Consider the following 25378-nt stretch of genomic DNA (forward strand, 5'->3'; position numbering starts at 1 on the left):
GGGTCGAGGCCGCGTCGTGGCGCCCGCGCGGTCACGGGCGCGCGCCGGCCCATGCGGTGCCGACGTTGGCACAGCTGCGGACCGCGCTGGACGGTCGGGTGCTGGTCGAGCTCGGTCAGCACGGTGGTCGTCTCGTGGCAGTGGTGCTCGACGGTCGTCGGGTACGGCTGGTCGAGCTGGCCGGGGTCGACGCGGTGACCGACCAGCTGCACGGGTTGCTGTTCGCGCTGCGTCGCCTCGCCGACCCGCGCAGCTCGGCCTCGTCGCAGGCGGCGCGGGTGAACGCGCAGGCCCGGCTGGTCCGGCTGCGCGCTCTGCTGCTCGACCCGCTCGGGCTCGACCCCGACGTCGAGCTCGTCGTGGTGCCGGTGGGGCTGCTGCACTCGGTGCCCTGGTCGGCCCTGCACGAGGCGCCCGTGGCGCTCGCACCGTCGGCGGCCGCCTGGGTGCGCACCGCGGGGGCGTCGGCACCGTCGGGACGGACGGTGCTCGTGGCGGGTCCCCAGCTGGACGGTGCGCGCGAGGAGGTCGAGGCGCTGCGCGCGGTCCACCCCGGTGCCCTGGTGCTCGGTCCGCAGGACGGGACCGCAGGCGCCGTCCTGGCCGCGCTGGCCGGCGCCGACCTGGCGCACCTGGCCTGCCACGGCGTGCTGCGTGCCGACAGCCCGATGTTCTCCTCGGTGGTGCTCGCCGACGGTCCGGTGACGGTGCAGGAGCTGCACGGTGCGGGTGCGGCACCGCGTCGACTGGTCCTGGCCTCGTGCCACTCGGGGGCGGACGTCGCCTACGCCGGTGACGAGGTGCTCGGTTTCGTCGCGGCGACGCTCTCGCGGGGGACCTGTGCCGTGGTCGCCAGCCTGGCGGCGGTGCCCGATGTCGAGGCCGTCGGCCTCATGGTGGCGCTGCACCGGGAGCTCGCCGCGGGGGCGACGATGGCCCGCGCGCTGCACGCCGCGCGGAGCACGCTCGACCTGTCCACCCCGGGCGGGTTCGTGAGCTGGTGCACGTTCGCCGCGCACGGTGCCGGCTGAGCGTTTTGGTGGTGGTGGCCGGGTGCCGTAGCATCAACGTGCCCAAGACCGCCGGTCGTCGGCCTGTCGGATCGCACGCGTCATGCGTCGCGCATCAGGACGGGTCGCCCGAAGTCCCGCAACAGCGGGGGCCAGCGCAGGTGAGAGTTCCGATTCGTGCGGCCGTTCGGTCGTGCACGGGTCACGAGCCCCGCGCCTGCGCGGGGCTCTCGTCGTTCCTGGGGACGAGGGGTGCGACCGGTGGCATCACCACCGGAAGGATTGCCATGGCGAGGCCGGACAAGGCAGCCGCGGTCGCCGAGCTGACGGAGATGTTCCGCCGCTCGAACGCCGCCGTGCTGACCGAGTACCGCGGGCTCACCGTGGCGCAGCTCAAGCAGCTGCGCCGCGTGCTCAGCGGCAACGCGCAGTACGCCGTGGTGAAGAACACGCTGACCGCGATCGCGGCTCGGGAAGCCGGCTACGAAGGGCTCGGTGACGACCTCAAGGGGCCGTCCGCCATCGCCTTCGTCACCGGTGACCCGGTCGAGGTGGCCAAGGGTCTGCGTGACTTCGCCAAGGCGAACCCCGCACTGGTCGTCAAGGGTGGTGTCCTCGACGGACGCCCCCTGACCGCAGCGGAGGTCACCAAGCTCGCGGACCTCGAGTCCCGCGAGGTCCTGCTGGCCAAGGCGGCCGGCGCATTCACCGCGTCGCTGTACCAGGCGGCGTACCTGTTCACGGCTCCGGCGGCTGCAGCTGCCCGCGTCGTCGACGCACTGCGCGCGCAGCGCGCCGAGGAGCAGGCCGCGGCCTGATCCACCCCACCGACACCAGCAGCAACAGATCGAGGAAGGAACGCCACCATGGCGAAGCTGTCCACCGAGGAGCTCATCGAGCAGTTCAAGGGCCTCACGCTGATCGAGCTCTCCGAGTTCGTGAAGGCATTCGAGGAGGCGTTCGGCGTCACCGCCGCTGCGCCGGTCGCCGTTGCCGCGGCCCCCGCCGCCGGCGGCGCTGCCGCCGAGGCCGAGGCCGAGGAGGAGAAGGACTCCTTCGACGTCATCCTCGAGGCCGCGGGCGACAAGAAGATCCAGGTCATCAAGGAGGTCCGCGCCCTCACGAGCCTGGGCCTCAAGGAGGCCAAGGACCTCGTCGACGGCGCCCCGAAGCCCGTCCTGGAGGGTGTCAACAAGGAGGCCGCCGACAAGGCCAAGGCCGCCCTCGAGGGCGCCGGCGCCACCGTCACCCTCAAGTGACCTGAGGGTCTGCTCCGGCGGACCCGCGCTCGACCTCGTCGGCTCCGGCCGACGCACGACGACCCGTTCCCGCTCCGGCGGGGGCGGGTCGTCGTCGTTGTCGGCGGCGTCCGGACGTCGCCCGTTCTCGGGTCGTGGGGCCCCGGGACGCGCCCGCCGGTGGGCCGTCTTTCCGTGCGGGCGCTGGCTGTGCCACCATGTGCGCGGCGACGAGGAGGTCGCCGGGGCGGGTCACCCCGTCCGGTGCGGTGCGAGTCCTTGGGGTGTACGGGGCGAGCACCGGACGCCCTGGTGGACTTCACGCGCCGAGGCGAGTACGCTAGCGCTTTGCGCTGGCCTGTGCCTGCGATCCCGTATAACCCGAGCCCGTCGACGTCGTACATGCGCGACGTCGTGGGGGCTCCGCGGCCGGGGGATCGCGCCTCGTCAGGCAGCGCAGCGTGCACTCGATCCGCAGGGAAGGACCCCTCTTGGCTGCCTCGCGCATCCCTTCTGCACCATCTGCCGACGCTGACGCCATCGCCAATCGCACCGCCTCGCGCCGCATCTCGTTCGCCCAGATCCGTGAGCCGCTCGAGGTTCCGGACCTGCTCGGCCTGCAGACCGAGAGCTTCGACTGGCTGCTCGGGAACGAGCGGTGGCAGGCCCGGGTGGCTGCCGCGCTGGAGTCAGGTCGGCACGACGTGCCGGCGACCGCCGGGCTGGAGGAGATCTTCGAGGAGATCTCCCCGATCGAGGACTTCGGCGGCACCATGTCGCTGTCGTTCCGCGACCACCGCTTCGAGGACCCGAAGTACACCGCGGAGGAGTGCAAGGAGAAGGACTTCACCTTCGCCCAGCCGCTGTTTGTCACGGCCGAGTTCGTCAACTACACCACCGGCGAGATCAAGAGCCAGACGGTGTTCATGGGCGACTTCCCGATCATGACCGAGCGCGGCACGTTCATCATCAACGGCACCGAGCGCGTCGTCGTCTCCCAGCTGGTGCGTTCCCCGGGCGTCTACTTCGAGCGGACCGCCGACAAGACGTCCGACAAGGACGTCCTCACCGCCAAGGTGATCCCGAGCCGCGGCGCCTGGCTCGAGTTCGAGATCGACAAGCGTGACAACGTCGGTGTGCGCGTCGACCGCAAGCGCAAGCAGAACGCCACCGTGCTGCTCAAGGCGCTGGGCATGACCGAGGGTGAGATCCGCGAGGCGTTCGCCGACTACCCGGCGATGATCGACACGCTGGAGAAGGACCACGTCCAGACCCAGGACGAGGCCCTGCTCGACCTCTACCGCAAGATCCGCCCGGGCGAGCCGCCGACGGTCGAGGCCGGTCGTGCGCTGCTGGAGAACTTCTACTTCAACTCCAAGCGCTACGACCTGGCCAAGGTCGGCCGCTACAAGATCAACAAGAAGCTCGGCCTGGACGCCCCGCTGTCGGACTCGGTGCTGTCGATCGACGACATCGTGGGCACGCTCAAGTACATCTGCGCGCTGCACATCGACAAGCCGGTGCTCCCGGGCACGCGTGCCGGCGAGGCCGTCGACGTGCGGGTCGAGCCGGACGACATCGACCACTTCGGCAACCGTCGCATCCGCGCCGTCGGCGAGCTCATCCAGAACCAGGTCCGCACGGGCCTGTCCCGGATGGAGCGCGTCGTGCGCGAGCGCATGACGACGCAGGACGTCGAGGCGATCACACCGCAGACGCTCATCAACATCCGCCCGGTCGTGGCGAGCATCAAGGAGTTCTTCGGGACCTCCCAGCTCAGCCAGTTCATGGACCAGAACAACCCGCTCGCGGGGCTGACGCACAAGCGTCGTCTGTCCGCGCTGGGCCCGGGTGGTCTGTCCCGCGACCGCGCCGGCATGGAGGTCCGTGACGTCCACCCGTCGCACTACGGCCGCATGTGCCCGATCGAGACCCCTGAGGGCCCGAACATCGGCCTCATCGGCTCGCTCGCGACGTACGGGCGGATCAACCCGTTCGGCTTCGTCGAGACCCCGTACCGCAAGGTCATCGGCGGCAAGGTGACCGACGACGTCGACTACCTCACCGCGGACGACGAGGACCGGCACATCATCGCCCAGGCCAACGCCATGCTGCGGGCCGACGGCTCGTTCGCCGAGGACCGCGTGCTCGTGCGGACCAAGGGCGGGGAGCCCGACCTGGTCCCCGGCCTCAACGTCGACTACATGGACGTCTCGCCGCGGCAGATGGTGTCCGTCGCCACCGCGCTCATCCCGTTCCTCGAGCACGACGACGCCAACCGTGCCCTCATGGGTGCCAACATGCAGCGCCAGGCGGTCCCGCTGGTCCGCTCGGAGGCACCCATCGTCGGGACCGGCATGGAGCGCCGCGCGGCGATCGACGCCGGTGACGTGATCGTGGCCAAGAAGGCCGGTGTGGTCACCGAGGTGTCCGCCGACATCATCGTGGTCGCGAACGACGACGGCACGTACTCCAGCTACCCGGTCGCCAAGTTCCGCCGGTCCAACCAGGGCACGAGCTACAACCAGCGCGTCCTGGTCGAGGGTGGTGCGCGGGTCGAGGTCGGCTCGGTGCTGGCCGACGGCCCGGCGACCGACGAGGGCGAGCTCGCGCTCGGCCGCAACCTGCTGGTCGCGTTCATGTCGTGGGAGGGCCACAACTACGAGGACGCGATCATCCTCTCCCAGCGCCTGGTGTCGGAGGACGTGCTGTCCTCGATCCACATCGAGGAGCACGAGGTCGACGCGCGCGACACCAAGCTCGGCCCCGAGGAGATCACGCGGGACATCCCGAACGTGTCCGAGGAGGTGCTGGCCGACCTCGACGAGCGGGGCATCATCCGCATCGGCGCCGAGGTGAACGCCGGCGACATCCTGGTCGGCAAGGTCACGCCCAAGGGCGAGACCGAGCTCACCCCGGAGGAGCGCCTGCTGCGCGCGATCTTCGGCGAGAAGGCGCGCGAGGTGCGCGACACCTCGCTCAAGGTCCCGCACGGCGAGTCCGGCACGGTCATCGAGGTCCGCACGTTCAACCGTGAGGACGGCGACGAGCTGCCCGCCGGCGTCAACGAGCTGGTCCGGGTGTACATCGCCCAGCGCCGCAAGATCACCGCGGGTGACAAGCTCGCCGGCCGTCACGGCAACAAGGGCGTCATCTCGATCATCCTGCCCGAGGAGGACATGCCGTTCCTCCCCGACGGGACCCCGGTCGACATCATCCTGAACCCGATGGGTGTGCCCGGTCGTATGAACGTCGGGCAGGTGCTCGAGGTCCACCTGGGCTGGATCGCGGCCCAGGGCTGGGACATCGACCTGGCCACCGAGGGCGACCTGTCGTGGAAGGACCAGCTCCCGCCGGCCGCCCACGCCAGCCCCAAGGGCAACCCGGTGGCGACGCCGGTGTTCGACGGTCTGCACGAGGACGCGCTCACGGGTCTGCTGTCGAGCACGCTGCCGAACCGCGACGGCGACCGCATGGTGGCTGGCGACGGCAAGGCGCGGCTGTTCGACGGCCGTTCCGGGGAGCCGTTCCCGGAGCCGGTGTCCGTCGGCTACATGTACATCCTCAAGCTGCACCACCTGGTGGACGACAAGATCCACGCGCGCTCGACCGGCCCGTACTCGATGATCACCCAGCAGCCGCTCGGTGGTAAGGCGCAGTTCGGCGGTCAGCGGTTCGGCGAGATGGAGGTGTGGGCCCTGGAGGCGTACGGCGCCGCCTACACGCTCCAGGAGCTGCTCACCATCAAGTCGGACGACGTGCCCGGCCGCGTCAAGGTGTACGAGGCGATCGTCAAGGGCGAGAACATCCCCGACTCGGGGATCCCGGAGTCCTTCAAGGTCCTGCTCAAGGAGATGCAGTCGCTCTGCCTGAACGTCGAGGTGCTGTCGTCCGACGGCACGATCATCGACATGAAGGAGAACGACGACGAGGTCTACCGCGCCGCGGAAGAGCTCGGCATCGACCTGTCCCGGCGCCCCAACGCCTCGAACATCGACGAGATCTGAGCCGCGCCCCCCGACCCCGCGCACCGCGGGGTCGGGGGAGCCGACACCATCGTTTTCCACCCCAGCGCCGGCGGCTCGTACGGCCGCCGGCTTGCGAAGGAAGTAGGAAGCCTTGCTCGACGTCAACGTCTTCGACGAGCTGCGCATCGGTCTGGCTACGGCCGACGACATCCGTGCCTGGTCGCACGGTGAGGTGAAGAAGCCCGAGACCATCAACTACCGGACTCTCAAGCCTGAGAAGGACGGTCTGTTCTGCGAGAAGATCTTCGGTCCCACCCGGGACTGGGAGTGCTACTGCGGCAAGTACAAGCGCGTGCGCTTCAAGGGCATCATCTGCGAGCGCTGCGGCGTCGAGGTGACCCGGTCGAAGGTCCGTCGCGAGCGGATGGGGCACATCGAGCTCGCCGCGCCCGTCACCCACATCTGGTTCTTCAAGGGCGTGCCCTCCCGTCTGGGCTACCTGCTCGACCTGGCGCCGAAGGACCTGGAGAAGGTCATCTACTTCGCCGCCTACATGATCACGTGGGTGGACGTGGACGGCCGGGCCGAGGACCTGCCCAACCTGCAGGCCGAGATCGACCTGGAGCGCAAGGAGATCGAGAACCGGCGCGACGCGGACGTCAACTCCCGCGCCGTCAAGCTGGAGTCCGACCTCGCCGAGCTCGAGGCCGAGGGTGCCAAGGCCGACGTGCGCCGCAAGGTGCGCGACTCGGCCGAGCGCGAGATGGCCCAGATCCGCAAGCGTGCGGAGAACGAGCTGGACCGCCTCGACACCGTGTGGGACCGGTTCAAGAACCTCAAGGTCGCCGACCTCGAGGGTGACGAGCTGCTCTACCGCCAGCTGCAGGACCGCTACGGCAACTACTTCGCCGGCTCGATGGGCGCCTCGGCGATCCAGAAGCGCCTGGAGTCGTTCGACCTGGAGGCCGAGGCCGCCTCGCTGCGCGAGATCATCCGTTCCGGCAAGGGCCAGCGCAAGACCCGCGCCCTCAAGCGGCTCAAGGTCGTCAACGCGTTCCTGACGACGAGCAACTCGCCGACCGGCATGGTCCTCGACGCCGTCCCGGTCATCCCGCCGGACCTGCGTCCGATGGTCCAGCTCGACGGTGGCCGGTTCGCCACCTCGGACCTCAACGACCTGTACCGCCGCGTCATCAACCGGAACAACCGCCTCAAGCGGCTGCTCGACCTGGGCGCGCCCGAGATCATCGTCAACAACGAGAAGCGGATGCTCCAGGAGGCCGTCGACTCGCTGTTCGACAACGGCCGCCGTGGTCGCCCGGTGACGGGCCCGGGCAACCGGCCGCTCAAGTCGATCTCGGACATGCTCAAGGGCAAGCAGGGGCGGTTCCGCCAGAACCTGCTCGGCAAGCGCGTCGACTACTCGGGCCGTTCGGTCATCGTGGTCGGCCCGCAGCTCAAGCTGCACCAGTGCGGTCTGCCCAAGCAGATGGCCCTCGAGCTGTTCAAGCCGTTCGTCATGAAGCGTCTGGTGGACCTGGGTCACGCCCAGAACATCAAGTCCGCCAAGCGGATGGTCGAGCGTGCGCGCCCGGTCGTGTGGGACGTCCTCGAAGAGGTCATCACCGAGCACCCGGTGCTGCTCAACCGTGCGCCCACGCTGCACCGCTTGGGCATCCAGGCGTTCGAGCCCCAGCTGGTCGAGGGCAAGGCGATCCACCTGCACCCGCTCGTCTGCGGCGCGTTCAACGCCGACTTCGACGGTGACCAGATGGCCGTGCACCTGCCGCTGAGCGCCGAGGCGCAGGCCGAGGCCCGCATCCTCATGCTGTCCAGCAACAACATCCTCAAGCCGTCGGACGGCCGTCCGGTGACCATGCCCTCGCAGGACATGATCATCGGTCTGTTCCACCTGACGTCCGACCGTCCCGACGCACTGGGCCAGGGCCGGGCGTTCAGCTCGGTGGCCGAGGCGATCATGGCGTTCGACGCGAAGGTCCTCGACCTCAACGCCGTCGTCAAGATCCGGATGGACGACCTCGTGCTCGCGGAGGACGCGGCGCCCGAGGGCTGGACGCCGGGCGAGCCGCTGCTGTTCGAGACGACCCTGGGTCGCGCGCTGTTCAACGAGCTGCTGCCGGTGGACTACCCGTACGAGAACGGCGTCGTCGACAAGAAGCGGCTGTCGGTCATCGTCAACGACCTGGCCGAGCGCTACCCGAAGGTCGAGGTCGCTGCCTCGCTCGACGCGCTCAAGGAGGCCGGTTTCCGCTGGGCGACGCGGTCGGGCATCACGATCGCGATCTCCGACGTGGCGACCCCGGCCGCCAAGGCGGGCATCCTCGAGGAGCACGAGGCGAAGGCCGCCAAGGTGCAGGGTCAGTACGACAAGGGCCTCATCACCGACGACGAGCGTCGTCAGGAGCTCATCGACATCTGGACGCAGGCGACCGAGCAGGTCGCCAAGGCGATGCAGAAGAACTTCCCGGTGCGCAACACGGTGTACCGCATGGTGGGTTCGGGCGCTCGAGGCAACTGGATGCAGGTGCGTCAGATCGCCGGTATGCGTGGTCTGGTGGCCAACCCGAAGGGTGAGATCATCCCGCGCCCGATCAAGGCGAACTACCGGGAGGGTCTGTCGGTCCTCGAGTACTTCATCGCGACGCACGGTGCCCGCAAGGGTCTGGCGGACACCGCTCTGCGGACCGCCGACTCGGGCTACCTGACCCGTCGTCTGGTGGACGTGTCCCAGGACGTGATCGTCCGCGAGGACGACTGCGGCACCGAGCGCGGTCTCACGATGGCGATCGGCGTCCCGGCCGCTGACGGCACGCTGCGCCGCCACGACAAGGTCGAGACCAGCGTCTACTCGCGCACCCTGGCGCAGGACGTGACGATCGGCGACGAGGTCATCGGCCGTGCCGGTGACGACGTCGGCGACGTGCTGCTCGACCGGCTGCTGGAGGCCGGTGTCACCGAGCTCAAGGTGCGCTCCGTGCTCACCTGCGAGTCCCGGGTCGGCACCTGCGCCCGTTGCTACGGCCGCTCGCTGGCGACCGGCAAGCTGGTGGACATCGGCGAGGCGGTCGGCATCATCGCGGCCCAGTCGATCGGTGAGCCCGGCACCCAGCTGACGATGCGTACCTTCCACACCGGTGGTGTCGCGTCGGCGGAGGACATCACGCAGGGTCTGCCGCGTGTCCAGGAGCTCTTCGAGGCCCGTACCCCCAAGGGTGAGGCGCCGATCGCGGAGTTCTCCGGCCGGGTGACCATCGAGGACGGCGACCGCAGCCGGCGCATCGTGCTCACGCCGGACGACGGCTCCGAGGAGATCGCCTACCCGATCACCAAGCGGTCGCGCCTGCAGGTGGCGGACGGCGACCACGTGGCCGTCGGCACCCAGCTCGTGCTGGGCGCGGTCGACCCGAAGAAGGTGCTGCGCATCCTCGGCCCGCGGGCCACGCAGAAGCACCTGGTCGACGAGGTGCAGGAGGTCTACCGCTCCCAGGGCGTGGACATCCACGACAAGCACATCGAGGTCATCGTCCGGCAGATGCTGCGCCGGGTGACGGTGCTCGACTCGGGTGACACCGGGCTGCTGCCGGGTGAGCTGGCCGAGCGTGGCAAGTTCGAGGACGCCAACCGCAAGGCGGTGTCCGAGGGCGCCCAGCCGGCGGCCGGTCGTCCCGAGCTCATGGGGATCACCAAGGCGTCGCTGGCCACGGACTCGTGGCTGTCGGCGGCCTCCTTCCAGGAGACCACCAAGGTGCTCACCGAGGCCGCGATGTCGAGCCGCTCGGACCCGTTGCTGGGTCTGAAGGAGAACGTCATCCTCGGCAAGCTCATCCCCGCGGGGACCGGGCTGCCGCGCTACCACGAGGTCACCGTGGAGCCGACCGAGGAGGCGAAGGCCGAGCTCTACCCGGCCTTCGGCTACGACGAGATCGACTTCCCGGCCCTGGGTCTGGGCTCGGGCGAGGCGATCCCGCTGGAGGACATCGACTTCGGCGACTTCCGCTGAGTCATCGCACGAGCGGGGGTCCGTCGGTTCGCCGGCGGGCCCCCGCTCGTGTGTGTGGCTCGCGCCTGGTCGGGTTCCGGGGAGGTCCGCGGCCCCCGGTGACGCCCGGCGGACGGGGGAGCGGGCCGCACTGCTTTGACGCCCTCCCAGGGGGCGGGTAGCGTAGGAGGCTGTGCCCGCGTCGTCGGGCCCTTGTGCGTGCGTGCACCTGTACCCCGTCGGGACCGGTGCGGCGCCGGGTGTGAAGCCCACCGTCACGGAACGACCAGGACTGCGGTCCTGAGTCGCGCCGGGAGGGTCTGGGACGACACGCCCGGGTACGGGGGTCGGTGCGGGACGCAAGACCCGCGGGGTAGCCGGACGACACGGCGAGCCGCAGCCAGCCGGCCGTCCCAGGTGACGGGTGCCGGTCGACCAGAGATCCACCGACGGACACGGAGACGTAGTGCCCACGATTCAGCAGCTGGTCCGCAAGGGCCGGCAGGCGAAGACGAACAAGTCGAAGACGCCTGCCCTCAAGGGCTCCCCCCAGCGGCGCGGTGTGTGCACCCGCGTCTACACCACCACCCCCAAGAAGCCGAACTCCGCGCTGCGCAAGGTCGCGCGCGTCCGGCTGTCCTCCGGGATCGAGGTCACGGCCTACATCCCGGGTGTGGGCCACAACCTGCAGGAGCACTCGATCGTGCTCGTGCGCGGCGGGCGTGTGAAGGACCTGCCCGGCGTGCGCTACAAGATCATTCGTGGCGCGCTGGACACCCAGGGCGTGAAGAACCGCAAGCAGGCGCGCAGCCGCTACGGCGCGAAGAAGGGCTGAGACAGATGCCTCGCAAGGGTCCGGCCCCGAAGCGGCCGCTGATCGTCGACCCGGTCTACGGTTCGCCGGTCGTCACGCAGCTCATCAACAAGGTGCTCCTCGACGGCAAGAAGACCGTCGCCGAGTCCATCGTCTACGGCGCCCTCGAGGGTGTCCGCGAGAAGACCGGCTCCGACCCGGTCGTGGTCCTCAAGCGCGCGCTGGACAACGTCCGGCCGTCGATCGAGGTCAAGTCCCGCCGCGTCGGTGGCGCGACCTACCAGGTCCCGATCGAGGTGCGTCCGGTCCGGGCCACCACCCTCGCCCTGCGCTGGCTCACCGACTTCTCGCGCGCCCGTCGCGAGAAGACGATGACCGAGCGCCTCATGAACGAGATCCTCGACGCCTCCAACGGCCTGGGTGCTGCAGTCAAGCGCCGCGAGGACATGCACAAGATGGCCGAGTCCAACCGGGCCTTCGCGCACTACCGCTGGTAGTCGCCGTGCCGGGGCCGCAACCGCGGCCCCGGTGCTCATCAGCCAACACGAGGGGCGAGAACACGTGGCACTCGACGTGCTCACGGACCTGACCAAGGTCCGCAACATCGGCATCATGGCGCACATCGATGCCGGCAAGACGACGACCACCGAGCGGATCCTCTTCTACACCGGGATCACGTACAAGATCGGTGAGGTCCACGAGGGCGCTGCCACGATGGACTGGATGGAGCAGGAGCAGGAGCGCGGCATCACGATCACGTCTGCCGCGACGACCTGCTTCTGGAACAACAACCAGATCAACATCATCGACACCCCGGGCCACGTGGACTTCACGGTCGAGGTCGAGCGCTCGCTGCGCGTCCTCGACGGTGCGGTCGCGGTGTTCGACGGCAAGGAGGGCGTGGAGCCCCAGTCGGAGACCGTCTGGCGCCAGGCCGACAAGTACGACGTCCCGCGCATCTGCTTCGTCAACAAGATGGACAAGCTCGGCGCGGACTTCTACTACACCGTCAAGACCATCGTCGACCGGCTCAAGGCCAAGCCGCTGGTCATCCAGATCCCGATCGGTGCGGAGTCGGCCTTCACGGGCGTCGTCGACCTGGTCGAGATGAAGGCTCTGGTCTGGCACGGCGAGACCAAGCTCGGCGAGAAGTACGAGATCGAGGAGATCCCGGCCGACCTGCGCGAGCAGGCCGACAAGTACCGCGCCGAGCTCGTCGAGGCTGTCGCTGAGACGGACGAGGAGCTGCTCGAGAAGTACCTGGGCGGCGAGGAGCTCACGGTCGCCGAGATCAAGGCCGGCATCCGCAAGCTCACGATCGCCTCGGAGGCCTACCCGGTGCTCTGCGGCTCGGCGTTCAAGAACAAGGGCGTGCAGCCCATGCTCGACGCCGTCGTGGACTACCTGCCCTCGCCGCTGGACGTGCCGGCCGTCGTCGGTCACGACATGAAGGACGAGTCGATCGAGGTCGAGCGGCACGCCGACGCCTCCGAGCCGTTCTCCGCCCTCGCGTTCAAGGTTGCGACGCACCCGTTCTTCGGCAAGCTGACCTACATCCGGGTGTACTCCGGCAAGGTGGCCAGCGGCGCCCAGGTGCTGAACTCGACCAAGAACAAGAAGGAGCGCATCGGGAAGATGTTCCAGATGCACTCCAACAAGGAGAACCCGGTCGAGGAGGCCCAGGCAGGTCACATCTACGCGTTCATCGGCCTCAAGGACGTGACGACGGGGGAGACCCTGAGCGACCCGTCCGCGCCGGTGGTGCTGGAGTCGATGACCTTCCCGGAGCCCGTCATCGACGTGGCGATCGAGCCGAAGACGAAGGGCGACCAGGAGAAGCTGTCGGTCGCCATCCAGAAGCTCGCCGAGGAGGACCCGACCTTCCGGGTCAAGCACGACGAGGAGACCGGCCAGACCGTCATCGGCGGTATGGGTGAGCTCCACCTCGACATCCTGGTGGACCGCATGCGCCGGGAGTTCCACGTCGAGGCCAACGTCGGCAAGCCGCAGGTGGCCTACCGCGAGACGATCCGTCGTGCCGTGGACAAGATCGACTACGTCCACAAGAAGCAGACGGGTGGCTCCGGCCAGTACGCCAAGGTGCAGATGTCCTTCGAGCCGCTCGACCCCGCCGAGGGCGAGCTCTACGAGTTCGAGAACAAGGTCACCGGTGGCCGCGTGCCTCGCGAGTACATCCCGTCGGTCGACGCGGGTGTGCAGAGCGCGATGCAGCTCGGCGTGCTCGCCGGCTTCCCGCTGGTCGGGGTCAAGGCGACGCTGCTCGACGGGGCCTACCACGAGGTGGACTCCTCCGAGATGGCGTTCAAGATCGCCGGCTCGATGATCCTCAAGGAAGCGGTCCGCAAGGCCGACCCGGCTCTTCTCGAGCCGATCATGGCGGTCGAGGTCCGTACCCCCGAGGAGTACATGGGCGATGTCATCGGCGACCTGAACTCGCGTCGCGGCATGATCCAGTCCATGGAGGACGCCACTGGCGTCAAGGTCATCCGGGCGCAGGTCCCGCTCTCGGAGATGTTCGGGTACGTCGGCGACCTGCGCAGCAAGACGCAGGGCCGTGCTGTGTACTCGATGCAGTTCGACAGCTACGCCGAGGTCCCTCGCAACGTGGCCGACGAGATCATCAAGAAGACCCGGGGCGAGTGAGTCCACGGGGCGACCCCAGCAAGTTCAATTTCCGACCCGTAGGACCGTTCGCGAAGCAGGTACCGTCAGGTGACTGCCAGCGGGCAATGACTACCCAGTCCTGAGGAGGACACCCAGTGGGCAAGGCGAAGTTCGAGCGGACCAAGCCGCACGTCAACATCGGCACGATCGGCCACGTCGACCACGGCAAGACGACGCTGACCGCCGCCATCACGAAGGTGCTGCACGACAAGTACCCGGACCTGAACCCCTTCACGCCGTTCGACGAGATCGACAAGGCGCCGGAGGAGAAGGCTCGCGGCATCACCATCAACATCGCGCACGTCGAGTACCAGACGGAGAAGCGCCACTACGCGCACGTCGACGCTCCTGGTCACGCCGACTACATCAAGAACATGATCACCGGTGCCGCTCAGATGGACGGCGCGATCCTCGTGGTCGCGGCGACCGACGGCCCCATGGCGCAGACGCGTGAGCACGTCCTCCTGGCTCGCCAGGTCGGCGTCCCGTACCTGCTCGTGGCGCTCAACAAGTCCGACGCGGTCGACGACGAGGAGATCCTGGAGCTCGTCGAGCTCGAGGTCCGCGAGCTGCTGACCTCCCAGGGCTTCGCCGGCGACGACGTGCCGGTCGTGCGCGTCTCCGCTCTCAAGGCGCTCGAGGGCGACCCGGAGTGGGCCAAGAAGATCGAGGAGCTCCTCGACGCGGTCGACGAGAACGTGCCGGAGCCGGTGCGCGACGTCGACAAGCCGTTCCTCATGCCCGTCGAGGACGTCTTCACCATCACCGGCCGCGGCACCGTCGTGACCGGTCGTGTGGAGCGCGGCCGTCTCAAGGTGAACGAGGAGGTGGAGATCGTCGGCATCAAGGAGAAGGCGATCAAGACCACCGTCACCGGTGTCGAGACCTTCCGCAAGCTGCTCGACTACGCCGAGGCCGGCGAGAACGTCGGTCTGCTGCTGCGCGGCACCAAGCGCGAGGAGGTGGAGCGCGGCCAGGTCGTCGTCAAGCCGGGTTCGATCACCCCGCACACGGAGTTCGAGGGCCAGGTCTACATCCTGGCCAAGGACGAGGGCGGGCGTCACAACCCGTTCTACGCGAACTACCGCCCGCAGTTCTACTTCCGGACCACGGACGTCACCGGCGTCATCACGCTGCCCGAGGGCACCGAGATGGTCATGCCCGGCGACAACACCGAGATCCACGTGACGCTCATCCAGCCCATTGCCATGGAGGAGGGCCTCGGCTTCGCCATCCGTGAGGGTGGCCGGACCGTCGGCTCGGGCCGGGTCACGAAGATCCTCAAGTGAGGCCTGCCCCTCGGGGCGCTTCGCTCGACGTCGTCTGACGTCTCCGGGAGAGCCCGGGTCCCGCATGCGGGACCCGGGCTCTTTCGCGTGGCCGGAGGCGTCGCGACCGGCACTGGGAGAGGCTCAGCCAGTCCGCAGCGGCACTCCGGACCGCGTGTCGCGGGCCGGTTCCGCGCAGGATTGGAGTTCTGGGCGATCATCTGGCAAACTGTTCGGGTTGCCCGCTGTGGCTGTGGTGCGTCATGCGCCTCGTCCGGCCGGGCGCGAAACGTGGAGGGCTGTGCACCCCGGGGAGACCTGGTGGTGGAGCTCGACCGCAACCACCGATCCCGCGTGTCAAGGTTCGCGCGCGGAGATGGGTCGCAAGAGCGACACGCCCGAGTGCGGGGGTCGGTAGGACGGACCGGTTCGAAGAGAGAGAAGTAGACGACGCCATGGCGGGACAGAAGATCCGCATCCGGCTCAAGTCCTACGACCACGAGGTCATCGACAGCTCGGCGCGCAAGATCGTCGACACGGTGACTCGCGCTGGTGCGTCGGTCGTGGGCCCGGTGCCGTTGCCGACGGAGAAGAACGTCTTCTGCGTCATCCGGTCGCCCCACAAGTACAAGGACAGCCGCGAGCACTTCGAGATGCGTACTCACAAGCGTCTCATCGACATCATCGATCCCACGCCGAAGGCGGTCGACTCGCTCATGCGTCTCGACCTGCCCGCGGACGTGAACATCGAAATCAAGCTGTGACGGCGGGAAGGAACTGATCGTCATGGTTACCCCGCAGAACAACCGTCCCGTCACGGCGCTCCTCGGCACCAAGCTGGGCATGACCCAGGTGTGGGACGAGGCCGGGCGTCTCGTCCCGGTGACCGTCGTCAACGTCGGCACCAACGTCGTGACCCAGGTCCGCTCGCAGGAGACTGACGGCTACACGGCCGTGCAGCTCGCGACCGGCCAGATCGACCCCCGCAAGGTGACGCAGCCGCTGCGCGGCCACTTCGAGAAGGCGGGTGTCACGCCTCGTCGCTTCGTCGCCGAGGTGCGCACCAACAACGCCGCGGAGTACAGCCTCGGCCAGGAGATCGCCGCCGACGTGTTCGAGGCCGGCTCCAAGGTCGACGTCTCCGGCACCACCAAGGGCAAGGGCTTCGCCGGTGTCATGAAGCGTCACGGCTTCAAGGGCGTGAGCGCGTCGCACGGTTCGCACCGCAACCACCGCAAGCCCGGTTCGATCGGTGAGGCCTCGACCCCGTCCCGGGTGTTCCGTGGCCTGAAGATGGCCGGCCGGATGGGTGGCGACAAGCTCACCGTGCAGAACCTGACCGTGCACGCGGTCGACGCCGAGAAGGGCCTGCTGCTCCTCAAGGGTGCGGTTCCCGGGCCCCGTGGCGGCGTCGTCCTCGTCCGCTCCGCAGTGAAGGGCGCGTGATCCCATGTCCGACACGCTGACCGTCGACGTGGTCGACCCGAAGGGCGCGGTGGCCGGTACGGCCGAGCTGCCCGCCGAGGTGTTCGACGCGCCCACGAACGTTCCGCTCATCCACCAGGTCGTCGTCGCGCAGCTCGCTGCGGCACGCCAGGGCACGCACTCCACGAAGACTCGCGGGGAGGTGTCCGGCGGTGGGCGCAAGCCTTACAAGCAGAAGGGCACCGGCCGCGCGCGTCAGGGGTCGACCCGTGCGCCGCAGTTCGCCGGCGGTGGCACGGTGCACGGCCCGCAGCCGCGTGACTACAGCCAGCGCACCCCCAAGAAGATGAAGGCGGCCGCCCTGCGCGGTGCCCTCTCCGACCGGGCTCGCGCCGGCCGCGTCCACGTCGTCACCGGCTTCGCCGTGGGCGACGCCCCGTCGACCAAGACGGCGATCGCCGTGCTCGACACGCTCTCCGAGCGTCGGCACGTGCTCGTCGTGGTCGAGCGGAACGACGAGACCACGTGGAAGTCGCTGCGCAACGTCGAGCGGGTCCACCTGCTCGTCGTCGACCAGCTCAACACCTACGACGTGCTCGTCTCCGACGACGTCGTGTTCACGGCCGGCGCGCTCGACGCGTTCCTCGGCCGCACTGACCAGGAGGGCAAGTGACCAGCGTCGGCAAGGACCCGCGCGACATCCTCATCGCGCCGGTCGTCTCCGAGAAGAGCTACGGCCTGCTCGACGAGGGCAAGTACACCTTCCTCGTCGACCCGCGGGCGAACAAGACCGAGATCAAGATCGCTGTCGAGCAGGTCTTCGGCGTCAAGGTCGACTCGGTCAACACGGCCAACCGTCAGGGCAAGGTGCGGCGCACCCGTACCGGCCTCGGCCGCCGCAAGTCCACGAAGCGTGCGATCGTCACCCTCCGCGAGGGCACGATCGACATCTTCGGCGGACCGGTCGGCTGACGCGGAGCGAGTGAGGAATCATGGGAATCCGTAAGTACAAGCCGACGACGCCTGGCCGTCGTGGCTCCTCCGTCGCAGACTTCGCTGAGATCACGCGGACGACGCCGGAGAAGTCCCTCGTCCGGCCGCTCACCAAGTCCGGCGGTCGCAACTCGACCGGTCGCATCACGACCCGCCACAAGGGTGGTGGGCACAAGCGCGCCTACCGCGTGATCGACTTCCGTCGCCACGACAAGGACGGCGTGCCGGCCAAGGTCGCGCACATCGAGTACGACCCGAACCGCACGGCGCGGATCGCGCTGCTGCACTACGCGGACGGCGAGAAGCGCTACATCCTGGCGCCGAACAAGCTGGCCCAGGGCGACACGATCGAGAACGGTGCCGGCGCGGACATCAAGCCGGGCAACTCGCTGCCGCTGCGCAACATCCCGACCGGTACGGTCATCCACGCCATCGAGCTGAAGCCCGGCGGCGGCGCGAAGATCGCCCGCTCGGCCGGCACCTCGGTGCAGCTGGTCGCCAAGGACGGGCCGTACGCGCAGTTGCGCATGCCGTCCGGCGAGATCCGCAACGTCGACCTGCGCTGCCGCGCGACGATCGGCGAGGTCGGCAACGCCGAGCAGTCGAACATCAACTGGGGCAAGGCCGGCCGCTCGCGGTGGAAGGGCAAGCGCCCGACCGTCCGTGGTGTGGCGATGAACCCGATCGACCACCCGCACGGTGGTGGTGAGGGCAAGACGTCCGGTGGTCGTCACCCCGTCAGCCCCTGGGGCCAGCCCGAGGGACGTACCCGCCGCCCGAACAAGGCGAGCGACAAGCTCATCGTGCGCCGTCGGCGTACCGGCAAGAAGCGCTGATAGGAGCCCTGGAGAATGCCTCGCAGCCTCAAGAAGGGCCCGTTCGTCGACGGCCACCTGCAGAAGAAGGTCGACTCGCAGAACGCGGCCGGGACCAAGAACGTCATCAAGACGTGGTCGCGCCGTTCGGTGATCACGCCCGACTTCCTGGGCCACACCTTTGCGGTCCACGACGGTCGCAAGCACACGCCGGTGTTCGTCACCGAGTCGATGGTCGGGCACAAGCTCGGCGAGTTCGCCCCCACCCGGACGTTCCGCGGGCACGAGAAGGACGACCGGAAGGGCCGTCGTCGCTGACCCCCGGGTCGGTGTGCGACGCCTGACGGCAGAAGAAGAAGGCAGGACAGCGATGGAAGCCACGGCGAAGGCGCGGTTCATCCGCGTCACGCCCATGAAGGCCCGACGCGTGGTCGACCTGGTGCGGGGCAAGCGAGCCGAAGAGGCGGTGGCCGTGCTGCGGTTCGCGCCGCAGGCGGCCAGCGAGCCCGTGCTCAAGGTCGTCGAGTCCGCGATCGCGAACGCCCGTGAGGGTGCTCGCCGCGACGGACAGCGTCTGGACGAGTCGGCGCTCTACATCAGCGAGGCGTTCGTCGACGAGGGCCCGACGCTCAAGCGGTTCCGGCCGCGGGCGCAGGGTCGTGCCGGTCGGATCCTCAAGCGGACCAGCCACATCACCGTGGTGGTCGCCGAGCGCGAGCGCACGGACAGCCAGAAGGGAAGGACCCGCTAGTGGGACAGAAGGTCAACCCGCTCGGGTATCGCCTGGGCATCACCACCGACCACCGCAGCCGTTGGTTCGCGGACTCGACGAAGACGGGTCAGCGCTACCGCGACTACGTGCGCGAGGACGTGAAGATCCGCAAGCTCATGGGCACCGGTCTCGAGCGCGCGGGCATCGCTCGCGTCGAGATCGAGCGCACCCGTGACCGCGTCCGCGTCGACATCCACACCGCTCGGCCGGGCATCGTCATCGGCCGGCGTGGTGCCGAGGCCGACCGCATCCGTGGCGAGCTCGAGAAGCTCACGGGCAAGCAGGTGCAGCTCAACATCCTCGAGGTGAAGAACCCCGAGATCGAGGCGCAGCTGGTGGCTCAGGGCATCGCCGAGCAGCTCGCGAGCCGTGTGTCGTTCCGTCGCGCCATGCGCAAGGGCATCCAGTCGGCCCAGCGCGCTGGTGCCAAGGGCATCCGGGTGCAGGTCTCCGGTCGCCTCGGCGGCGCGGAGATGAGCCGCACGGAGTTCTACCGTGAGGGTCGCGTCCCGCTGCACACGCTGCGCGCGAACATCGACTACGGCTTCTTCGAGGCCCGCACCACCTTCGGCCGCATCGGCGTGAAGGTCTGGGTCTACAAGGGCGACATGACCGAGAAGGAGTTCGCCCGCGAGCAGGCGACGGCCGCACCGCGTCCGTCCCGCGGCCCGCGTGGTGACCGTCCCGAGCGCGGCGGCGACCGCGGCCCGCGTGCCGGCGGACCGCGCCGCGACCGTGAGGGCGCCCCCGCCGCCGCCGAGGCGTCCGCCGCGGCTCCGGCCGAGACCACCGCCACCGGAACGGAGGCCTGACCATGCTGATCCCGCGCAGGCTGAAGCACCGCAAGCAGCACCACCCGGGTCGCTCGGGCGCTGCGACCGGCGGCACGACGATCTCCTTCGGCGAGTACGGCATCCAGGCTCTCGAGCCGGCGTACGTCACCAACCGGCAGATCGAGGCCGCTCGTATCGCGATGACCCGCCACATCAAGCGTGGTGGCAAGGTCTGGATCAACATCTTCCCGGACCGTCCGCTCACCAAGAAGCCCGCTGAGACCCGTATGGGTTCCGGTAAGGGCTCGCCGGAGTGGTGGATCGCCAACGTCAAGCCCGGTCGGGTCATGTTCGAGCTGGCCGGTGTGGACGAGGAGCTGGCCCGTGAGGCCATGCGCCGCGCCCAGCACAAGCTGCCGATGAAGACCCGTTTCATCGTTCGTGAAGGAGGTGCCAGCTGATGACGATCGGGACCCCGGAGCTCGCGACGAGCGAGCTCGACACGTTCGACGACGACAAGCTGGTGGCCGAGCTGAAGAAGGCCAAGGAGGAGCTGTTCAACCTCCGCTTCCAGTCGGCGACCGGTCAGCTGGAGAGCCACGGTCGGCTCAAGGCCGTGAAGCGCGACATCGCACGGATCTACACGGTCCTGCGTGAGCGTGAGCTCGGTATCCGTACTGCCCCGAGCGCGAGCGAGTGAGGACGATGAGCGCGAACGAGAAGGCCCCCGCGGCCGACAAGCCGTCGACGACGGCTGTGGCCGAGGCACGCCCCTACCGCAAGACCCGTCGCGGTTACGTCGTGTCCGACAAGATGGACAAGACGATCGTGGTCGAGGTCGAGGACCGCGTGAAGCACGCGCTGTACGGCAAGGTCATCCGCCGTACGAGCAAGGTCAAGGTGCACGACGAGCTCGGCACGGCCGGCGTCGGCGACCTCGTCCTCATCATGGAGACCCGTCCGCTGTCGGCCACCAAGCGCTGGCGTCTGGTCGAGGTCCTCGAGAAGGCCAAGTAGTACTCCGGCCCAGCCGGAGCCAAACCATCCGTTCGGCCAGGCTCGGATCCCCGCACGGGATGAGCCGAGAACCCGCCAGACGACAGGAGCAGGTCAATGATCCAGCAGGAGTCGCGACTTCGAGTCGCCGACAACACGGGTGCGAAGGAGATCCTCTGCATCCGCGTGCTCGGCGGCTCGGGCCGTCGCTACGCCGGCATCGGTGACGTCATCGTCGCCACCGTCAAGGACGCCATCCCCGGCGGCAACGTCAAGAAGGGCGACGTCGTCAAGGCGGTCGTCGTGCGCACCGTCAAGGAGCGCCGTCGGCCCGACGGCTCGTACATCAAGTTCGACGAGAACGCTGCGGTGATCCTCAAGAACGACGGGGAGCCGCGCGGTACCCGCATCTTCGGCCCGGTCGGTCGCGAGCTTCGCGACAAGAAGTTCATGAAGATCATTTCGCTCGCACCGGAGGTGATCTGACCATGGCCAAGATCAAGAAGGGCGACCTCGTCGTCGTCATCTCGGGCTCCCGCAAGGACCGCGGCAAGCAGGGTCGTGTCCTGGAGGTGCTCACCGACCGTGACCGCGTCGTCGTCGAGGGCATCCACCGGGTGACCAAGCACACCAAGGCCGGCACGACGAACCGGGGCACGCGCACCGGCGGCATCGAGAACGTCGAGGCCCCGATCCACATCAGCAACGTCATGCTGGTGGACCCGGAGACCAAGAAGGGCACCCGGGTCGGCTACCGCTCCGAGCAGGTCGAGCGTGACGGCCGCACCCGCACCGTCCGGGTCCGCGTCGCCAAGCGCTCCGGGAAGGACGTCTGATGACCACCACCGTCGAGGCCCCCGAGCTTCCTCGTCTGAAGACGAAGTACGCCGAGGAGATCAAGCCGGCGCTGCTCGAGCAGTTCGGGCACGCCAACGTCAACGAGGTGGCGCGCCTGGTCAAGGTCGTCGTCAACATGGGCGTCGGTGAGGCCGCCAAGGACTCCAAGCTCATCGAGGGCGCTGTGCGCGACCTCACGCTGATCACCGGTCAGAAGCCGACCGTGACCCGGGCCCGCAAGTCCATCGCCCAGTTCAAGCTGCGCGAGGGCATGCCGATCGGTGCGCACGTCACGCTCCGCGGCGACCGTGCCTGGGAGTTCCTGGACCGGCTGCTGTCGACCGCGCTGCCGCGCATCCGCGACTTCCGTGGGCTGTCGGCGCAGCAGTTCGACGGCAACGGCAACTACACCTTCGGGCTCACCGAGCAGTCGGTCTTCCACGAGATCGACCAGGACAAGATCGACCGCGTCCGCGGCATGGACATCACGGTCGTCACCACTGCGACGACCGATGACGAGGGGCGCGCGTTCCTCAAGCTCCTCGGCTTCCCGTTCAAGGAGAACTGACCATGGCGAAGACCGCCCTCGTCAACAAGGCGACCGGCAAGCAGAAGTTCGCCGTCCGTGCCTACACGCGCTGCCAGCGCTGCGGCCGGCCGCGCGCCGTGTACCAGAAGTTCGGCCTCTGCCGCATCTGCGTGCGCGAGATGGCGCACCGCGGCGAGCTGCCCGGTGTCACCAAGAGCAGCTGGTAACCGACTCCCTACGCCGGTAGGTCCGTGCACTCTGCGCACGGATACCCCGGCAGGAAGGGCTGACGCCCGATGACCATGACCGACCCGATCGCCGACTTCCTGACGCGGATCCGCAACGCGAACTCCGCGCACCACGACTCGGTGACGATTCCCTACTCCAAGCTCAAGGCCCGGATCGCCGAGATCCTCGTGGCCGAGGGCTACATCGCAGGCTGGACCACGCAGGAGGCCTCCGTCGGCTCCGAGCTCGTGGTCACGCTCAAGTACGGCCCGGACCGCGAGCGCGCGCTCGCGGGGGTCAAGCGTGTGTCCAAGCCGGGCCTGCGTGTGTACGCGAAGTCGACCAACCTGCCCAAGGTGCTCGGCGGCCTCGGCGTGGCGATCCTGTCCACGTCCTCCGGCCTGCTGACCGACAAGCAGGCCGCCAAGAAGGGTGTGGGCGGGGAAGTCCTCGCCTACGTCTGGTAACCCCCCCGAGACGGAAGGAGAACAGCCATGTCTCGTATCGGCAAGGTCCCCGTCCCGGTTCCGGCCGGCGTCGAGGTCAGCATCCAGGACGCCGTGGTGACGGTGAAGGGCCCCAAGGGCACCCTCACGCACACGGTGCCGGCGCCCATCGCGGTCGCCAAGGACGAGCAGGGAGCCCTCGTGGTGACCCGCCCGGACGACGAGCGCGCATCGCGCTCGCTGCACGGCCTCACGCGCACGCTGCTGGCCAACCTGGTCACGGGTGTGACCGAGGGCTACACGAAGAAGCTCGAGATCGTCGGTACCGGTTACCGCGTGCAGGCCAAGGGTTCGGACCTCGAGTTCGCGCTCGGCTTCAGCCACCCGGTGCCGGTCAAGGCGCCCGAGGGCATCTCGTTCCAGGTCGAGTCGCCGACGAAGTTCTCGGTCTCGGGCATCGACAAGCAGCAGGTGGGCGAGGTCGCCGCCAACATCCGCAAGATCCGCAAGCCGGAGCCCTACAAGGGCAAGGGTGTGCGGTACGCGGACGAGGTCGTGCGTCGCAAGGTCGGAAAGGCTGGGAAGTAAGCCATGGCCATCTCCATCAAGGGCAAGGGCAAGCAGATCGCGCGCCAGCGCCGTCACCTGCGCCTGCGCAAGAAGGTCACCGGCACGCCGGCCCGTCCGCGCCTCGTCGTCACCCGTTCGGCCCGGCACATCACGGCCCAGGTCGTCGACGACACCATCGGCCAGACGCTCGCGTCCGCGTCGACCATCGAGTCGTCGCTGCGTGACCTGGCCGGCGACAAGACCGCCAAGGCCCGCAAGATCGGCGAGCTCGTCGCCGAGCGCGCGAAGGCCAAGGGTGTCGAGGCCGTCGTGTTCGACCGCGGCGGCAACAAGTACCACGGCCGTGTGGCCGCGGTGGCGGACGGCGCACGCGAGGGCGGTCTGTCCCTGTGACCACGACGACGAAGACGAAGAAGAGGACCATCTGATGGCTGCACCAGCTCGCAGCAACACCGGTGCCCAGGGCGGCACCGGCGGCGACCGCCGCGACGGTGGCCGTCGTGAGGGTGGGCGGCGCGAGGCCGCCGAGAAGAGCGCGTTCCTCGAGCGCGTCGTGACCATCAACCGCGTGGCCAAGGTCGTCAAGGGTGGCCGCCGGTTCTCCTTCACCGCGCTGGTCGTCGTCGGTGACGGCGACGGCACCGTCGGTGTCGGCTACGGCAAGGCCAAGGAGGTGCCCGCGGCGATCGCCAAGGGTGTCGAGGAGGCGAAGAAGAACTTCTTCCGCGTCCCGCGCATCCAGGGCACCATCCCGCACCCCGTCCAGGGTGAGGCCGCGGCCGGTGTCGTGTTCATGCGTCCGGCCTCGCCGGGTACCGGTGTGATCGCCGGTGGTCCGGTGCGCGCCGTGCTCGAGTGCGCCGGCATCCACGACGTGCTGAGCAAGTCGCTGGGCTCGTCCAACTCGATCAACATCGTGCACGCGACGGTCGCGGCTCTCAAGGGTCTGGAGCAGCCCGAGGCTGTCGCCGCCCGTCGTGGCCTGCCGACCGACCACGTCGTGCCCGCGGCCATCCTGCGCGCCCAGGCCGCCGGTCTGGCCGCCAAGGCAGAGGCAGCGAAGGTGGGTGCCTGATGGCCCAGCTCAAGGTGACCCAGTTGAAGTCCGCCATCGGCGGCAAGCAGAACCAGCGCGACACGTTGCGCTCCCTGGGCCTGAAGCGGATCGGTGACGTCGTCGTCAAGGCGGACCGTCCCGAGATCCGCGGCATGGTCACCACGGTGCGCCACCTGGTCGCGGTCGAGGAGGTGGACTGATGGCGGACGAGAAGGCTGACGTGACGGCCGACGAGGCGCCCAAGGCGAAGGCCCCCCGGGCCGCCGCCAAGAAGCCGGCCGCGGCCAAGGCTGAGGCGACCGCCACGTCCGAGGGCACGGCCGCCAAGGCCGCCGCGCCCAAGGCGAAGGCGACCAAGGCCCCCGCCAAGGCGAAGGCCGAGCCCGTCGCCAAGCCGGTCGAGCAGGGCCACGGCGGCACGCTGCGCGTGCACCACCTGCGTCCGGCCCCGGGTGCGCACACCCCCAAGACCCGTGTGGGTCGTGGTGAGGCGTCCAAGGGCAAGACGGCAGGTCGTGGTACCAAGGGCACGAAGGCCCGGTACCAGGTCCCTGCCGCCTTCGAGGGCGGGCAGATGCCGCTGCACATGCGGCTGCCCAAGCTGCGCGGCTTCAAGAACCCGTTCCGCACCGAGTACCAGGTCGTCAACCTCTCCCGGTTGGCCGAGCTGTACCCGTCCGGCGGCGACGTCACCGTGGCCGACCTGGTCGCGAAGGGTGCGGTCCGCAAGGGTGCTCCCGTCAAGGTGCTCGGCACCGGTGAGGTCGCGGTCAAGCTCACGGTCGACGTCGACAAGCTGTCTGCCTCGGCGAAGGACAAGATCCTCGCTGCCGGCGGGAGCGTGACGAACGGCTGAACGTCTCGGACGCGGGTCGACGTCGTAGGACGGCGTCGACCCGCGTCCGGTCGTATCGGCTAGGGTGCTCCGGGGCGTAGGCGCACACCCGGACCCCG

The 25378-nt window shown here is 68.8% G+C and carries 30 protein-coding genes; all 30 read left to right on the forward strand.

Features of this window, described 5'->3' with window-relative positions:
• Window positions 1-1031 (forward strand): CHAT domain-containing protein (locus tag F2B26_RS01375; RefSeq protein WP_210766838.1); only part of this gene is annotated, 1031 nt, incomplete at its 5' end.
• Window positions 1032-1297: 266 nt separating this feature from the next.
• Window positions 1298-1828 carry a 50S ribosomal protein L10 gene (rplJ, locus tag F2B26_RS01380; protein ID WP_159805639.1) on the forward strand — a complete coding sequence of 177 codons (531 nt, stop codon included), beginning with the start codon at window positions 1298-1300 and terminating at the stop codon, window positions 1826-1828.
• Window positions 1829-1876: 48 nt separating this feature from the next.
• Complete coding sequence (rplL, locus tag F2B26_RS01385) at window positions 1877-2269, forward strand: 50S ribosomal protein L7/L12 (RefSeq protein ID WP_159805641.1); 393 nt, start codon at window positions 1877-1879, stop codon at window positions 2267-2269.
• 470 nt (window positions 2270-2739) lie between these two features.
• Window positions 2740-6255, forward strand: coding sequence for a DNA-directed RNA polymerase subunit beta (gene rpoB / locus F2B26_RS01390; protein ID WP_159805643.1), 3516 nt, complete (start codon window positions 2740-2742; stop codon window positions 6253-6255).
• 112 nt (window positions 6256-6367) lie between these two features.
• Complete coding sequence (locus tag F2B26_RS01395) at window positions 6368-10237, forward strand: DNA-directed RNA polymerase subunit beta' (protein ID WP_159805645.1); 3870 nt, start codon at window positions 6368-6370, stop codon at window positions 10235-10237.
• Between the two features lie 445 nt (window positions 10238-10682).
• Entirely contained in the window at window positions 10683-11051 is a 369-nt protein-coding gene (rpsL, locus tag F2B26_RS01400) for a 30S ribosomal protein S12 (RefSeq protein WP_159805647.1), read from the forward strand.
• A 5-nt stretch (window positions 11052-11056) separates the two neighbouring features.
• Window positions 11057-11527: a 30S ribosomal protein S7 gene (rpsG, locus tag F2B26_RS01405; protein WP_159805649.1), complete on the forward strand. Its 471-nt coding sequence runs from the start codon at window positions 11057-11059 to the stop codon at window positions 11525-11527.
• Between the two features lie 64 nt (window positions 11528-11591).
• Complete coding sequence (fusA, locus tag F2B26_RS01410) at window positions 11592-13694, forward strand: elongation factor G (RefSeq protein WP_159805651.1); 2103 nt, start codon at window positions 11592-11594, stop codon at window positions 13692-13694.
• Between the two features lie 116 nt (window positions 13695-13810).
• Window positions 13811-15004 (forward strand): elongation factor Tu, encoded by a 1194-nt coding sequence (gene tuf, locus F2B26_RS01415; RefSeq protein ID WP_159805653.1) that lies wholly within the window; start codon window positions 13811-13813, stop codon window positions 15002-15004.
• A 434-nt stretch (window positions 15005-15438) separates the two neighbouring features.
• Entirely contained in the window at window positions 15439-15747 is a 309-nt protein-coding gene (gene rpsJ, locus F2B26_RS01420) for a 30S ribosomal protein S10 (RefSeq protein ID WP_013117879.1), read from the forward strand.
• A gap of 22 nt (window positions 15748-15769) precedes the next feature.
• A complete protein-coding gene (gene rplC / locus F2B26_RS01425) occupies window positions 15770-16429 on the forward strand; it encodes a 50S ribosomal protein L3 (RefSeq protein WP_159805655.1) in 660 nt (219 codons plus the stop codon).
• Window positions 16430-16433: 4 nt separating this feature from the next.
• Window positions 16434-17081 carry a 50S ribosomal protein L4 gene (rplD, locus tag F2B26_RS01430; protein WP_159805657.1) on the forward strand — a complete coding sequence of 216 codons (648 nt, stop codon included), beginning with the start codon at window positions 16434-16436 and terminating at the stop codon, window positions 17079-17081.
• Window positions 17078-17380 (forward strand): 50S ribosomal protein L23, encoded by a 303-nt coding sequence (rplW, locus tag F2B26_RS01435; RefSeq protein WP_159805659.1) that lies wholly within the window; start codon window positions 17078-17080, stop codon window positions 17378-17380. Before rplD ends, rplW begins: the two co-directional genes overlap by 4 nt.
• A 20-nt stretch (window positions 17381-17400) precedes the next feature.
• Window positions 17401-18237, forward strand: coding sequence for a 50S ribosomal protein L2 (gene rplB / locus F2B26_RS01440; protein WP_159805661.1), 837 nt, complete (start codon window positions 17401-17403; stop codon window positions 18235-18237).
• Window positions 18238-18252: 15 nt separating this feature from the next.
• Window positions 18253-18534: a 30S ribosomal protein S19 gene (gene rpsS, locus F2B26_RS01445; protein WP_159805663.1), complete on the forward strand. Its 282-nt coding sequence runs from the start codon at window positions 18253-18255 to the stop codon at window positions 18532-18534.
• 52 nt (window positions 18535-18586) lie between these two features.
• The gene (gene rplV, locus F2B26_RS01450; protein WP_159805665.1) at window positions 18587-18967 is read left to right on the forward strand and encodes a 50S ribosomal protein L22; all 381 of its coding nucleotides are present in this window, start codon (window positions 18587-18589) and stop codon (window positions 18965-18967) included.
• A complete protein-coding gene (gene rpsC / locus F2B26_RS01455) occupies window positions 18967-19800 on the forward strand; it encodes a 30S ribosomal protein S3 (RefSeq protein ID WP_159805667.1) in 834 nt (277 codons plus the stop codon). The genes rplV and rpsC overlap by 1 nt, the downstream gene beginning before the upstream one ends.
• 2 nt (window positions 19801-19802) lie before the next feature.
• Complete coding sequence (gene rplP / locus F2B26_RS01460) at window positions 19803-20222, forward strand: 50S ribosomal protein L16 (RefSeq protein ID WP_159805669.1); 420 nt, start codon at window positions 19803-19805, stop codon at window positions 20220-20222.
• Window positions 20222-20461 (forward strand): 50S ribosomal protein L29, encoded by a 240-nt coding sequence (rpmC, locus tag F2B26_RS01465; protein WP_159805671.1) that lies wholly within the window; start codon window positions 20222-20224, stop codon window positions 20459-20461. Before rplP ends, rpmC begins: the two co-directional genes overlap by 1 nt.
• Window positions 20462-20466: 5 nt before the next feature.
• On the forward strand, window positions 20467-20778 hold the full coding sequence (gene rpsQ / locus F2B26_RS01470) for a 30S ribosomal protein S17 (protein ID WP_159805673.1): 312 nt from the start codon (window positions 20467-20469) through the stop codon (window positions 20776-20778).
• Between the two features lie 96 nt (window positions 20779-20874).
• Window positions 20875-21243, forward strand: coding sequence for a 50S ribosomal protein L14 (rplN, locus tag F2B26_RS01475; RefSeq protein WP_159805675.1), 369 nt, complete (start codon window positions 20875-20877; stop codon window positions 21241-21243).
• A gap of 2 nt (window positions 21244-21245) precedes the next feature.
• Window positions 21246-21593 carry a 50S ribosomal protein L24 gene (rplX, locus tag F2B26_RS01480; protein ID WP_159805677.1) on the forward strand — a complete coding sequence of 116 codons (348 nt, stop codon included), beginning with the start codon at window positions 21246-21248 and terminating at the stop codon, window positions 21591-21593.
• Window positions 21593-22162, forward strand: a complete 570-nt coding sequence (gene rplE, locus F2B26_RS01485) for a 50S ribosomal protein L5 (RefSeq protein WP_159805679.1) — start codon at window positions 21593-21595, stop codon at window positions 22160-22162. Before rplX ends, rplE begins: the two co-directional genes overlap by 1 nt.
• 2 nt (window positions 22163-22164) lie before the next feature.
• Window positions 22165-22350: a type Z 30S ribosomal protein S14 gene (locus F2B26_RS01490; protein WP_159805681.1), complete on the forward strand. Its 186-nt coding sequence runs from the start codon at window positions 22165-22167 to the stop codon at window positions 22348-22350.
• Between the two features lie 69 nt (window positions 22351-22419).
• Window positions 22420-22818 carry a 30S ribosomal protein S8 gene (gene rpsH, locus F2B26_RS01495; protein ID WP_159805683.1) on the forward strand — a complete coding sequence of 133 codons (399 nt, stop codon included), beginning with the start codon at window positions 22420-22422 and terminating at the stop codon, window positions 22816-22818.
• Between the two features lie 27 nt (window positions 22819-22845).
• Entirely contained in the window at window positions 22846-23385 is a 540-nt protein-coding gene (gene rplF, locus F2B26_RS01500; RefSeq protein ID WP_159805685.1) for a 50S ribosomal protein L6, read from the forward strand.
• Window positions 23386-23388: 3 nt separating this feature from the next.
• Window positions 23389-23760 (forward strand): 50S ribosomal protein L18, encoded by a 372-nt coding sequence (gene rplR, locus F2B26_RS01505; protein ID WP_159805687.1) that lies wholly within the window; start codon window positions 23389-23391, stop codon window positions 23758-23760.
• Between the two features lie 34 nt (window positions 23761-23794).
• Complete coding sequence (rpsE, locus tag F2B26_RS01510) at window positions 23795-24442, forward strand: 30S ribosomal protein S5 (RefSeq protein WP_159805689.1); 648 nt, start codon at window positions 23795-23797, stop codon at window positions 24440-24442.
• Window positions 24442-24624, forward strand: a complete 183-nt coding sequence (rpmD, locus tag F2B26_RS01515; protein ID WP_159805691.1) for a 50S ribosomal protein L30 — start codon at window positions 24442-24444, stop codon at window positions 24622-24624. The genes rpsE and rpmD overlap by 1 nt, the downstream gene beginning before the upstream one ends.
• Window positions 24624-25280, forward strand: a complete 657-nt coding sequence (rplO, locus tag F2B26_RS01520; RefSeq protein WP_159805693.1) for a 50S ribosomal protein L15 — start codon at window positions 24624-24626, stop codon at window positions 25278-25280. The genes rpmD and rplO overlap by 1 nt, the downstream gene beginning before the upstream one ends.
• Window positions 25281-25378 lie beyond the last annotated feature (98 nt).

It is taken from the genome of Cellulomonas citrea, assembly GCF_009829685.1.
In the GTDB taxonomy this organism is placed as follows: domain Bacteria; phylum Actinomycetota; class Actinomycetes; order Actinomycetales; family Cellulomonadaceae; genus Cellulomonas; species Cellulomonas citrea.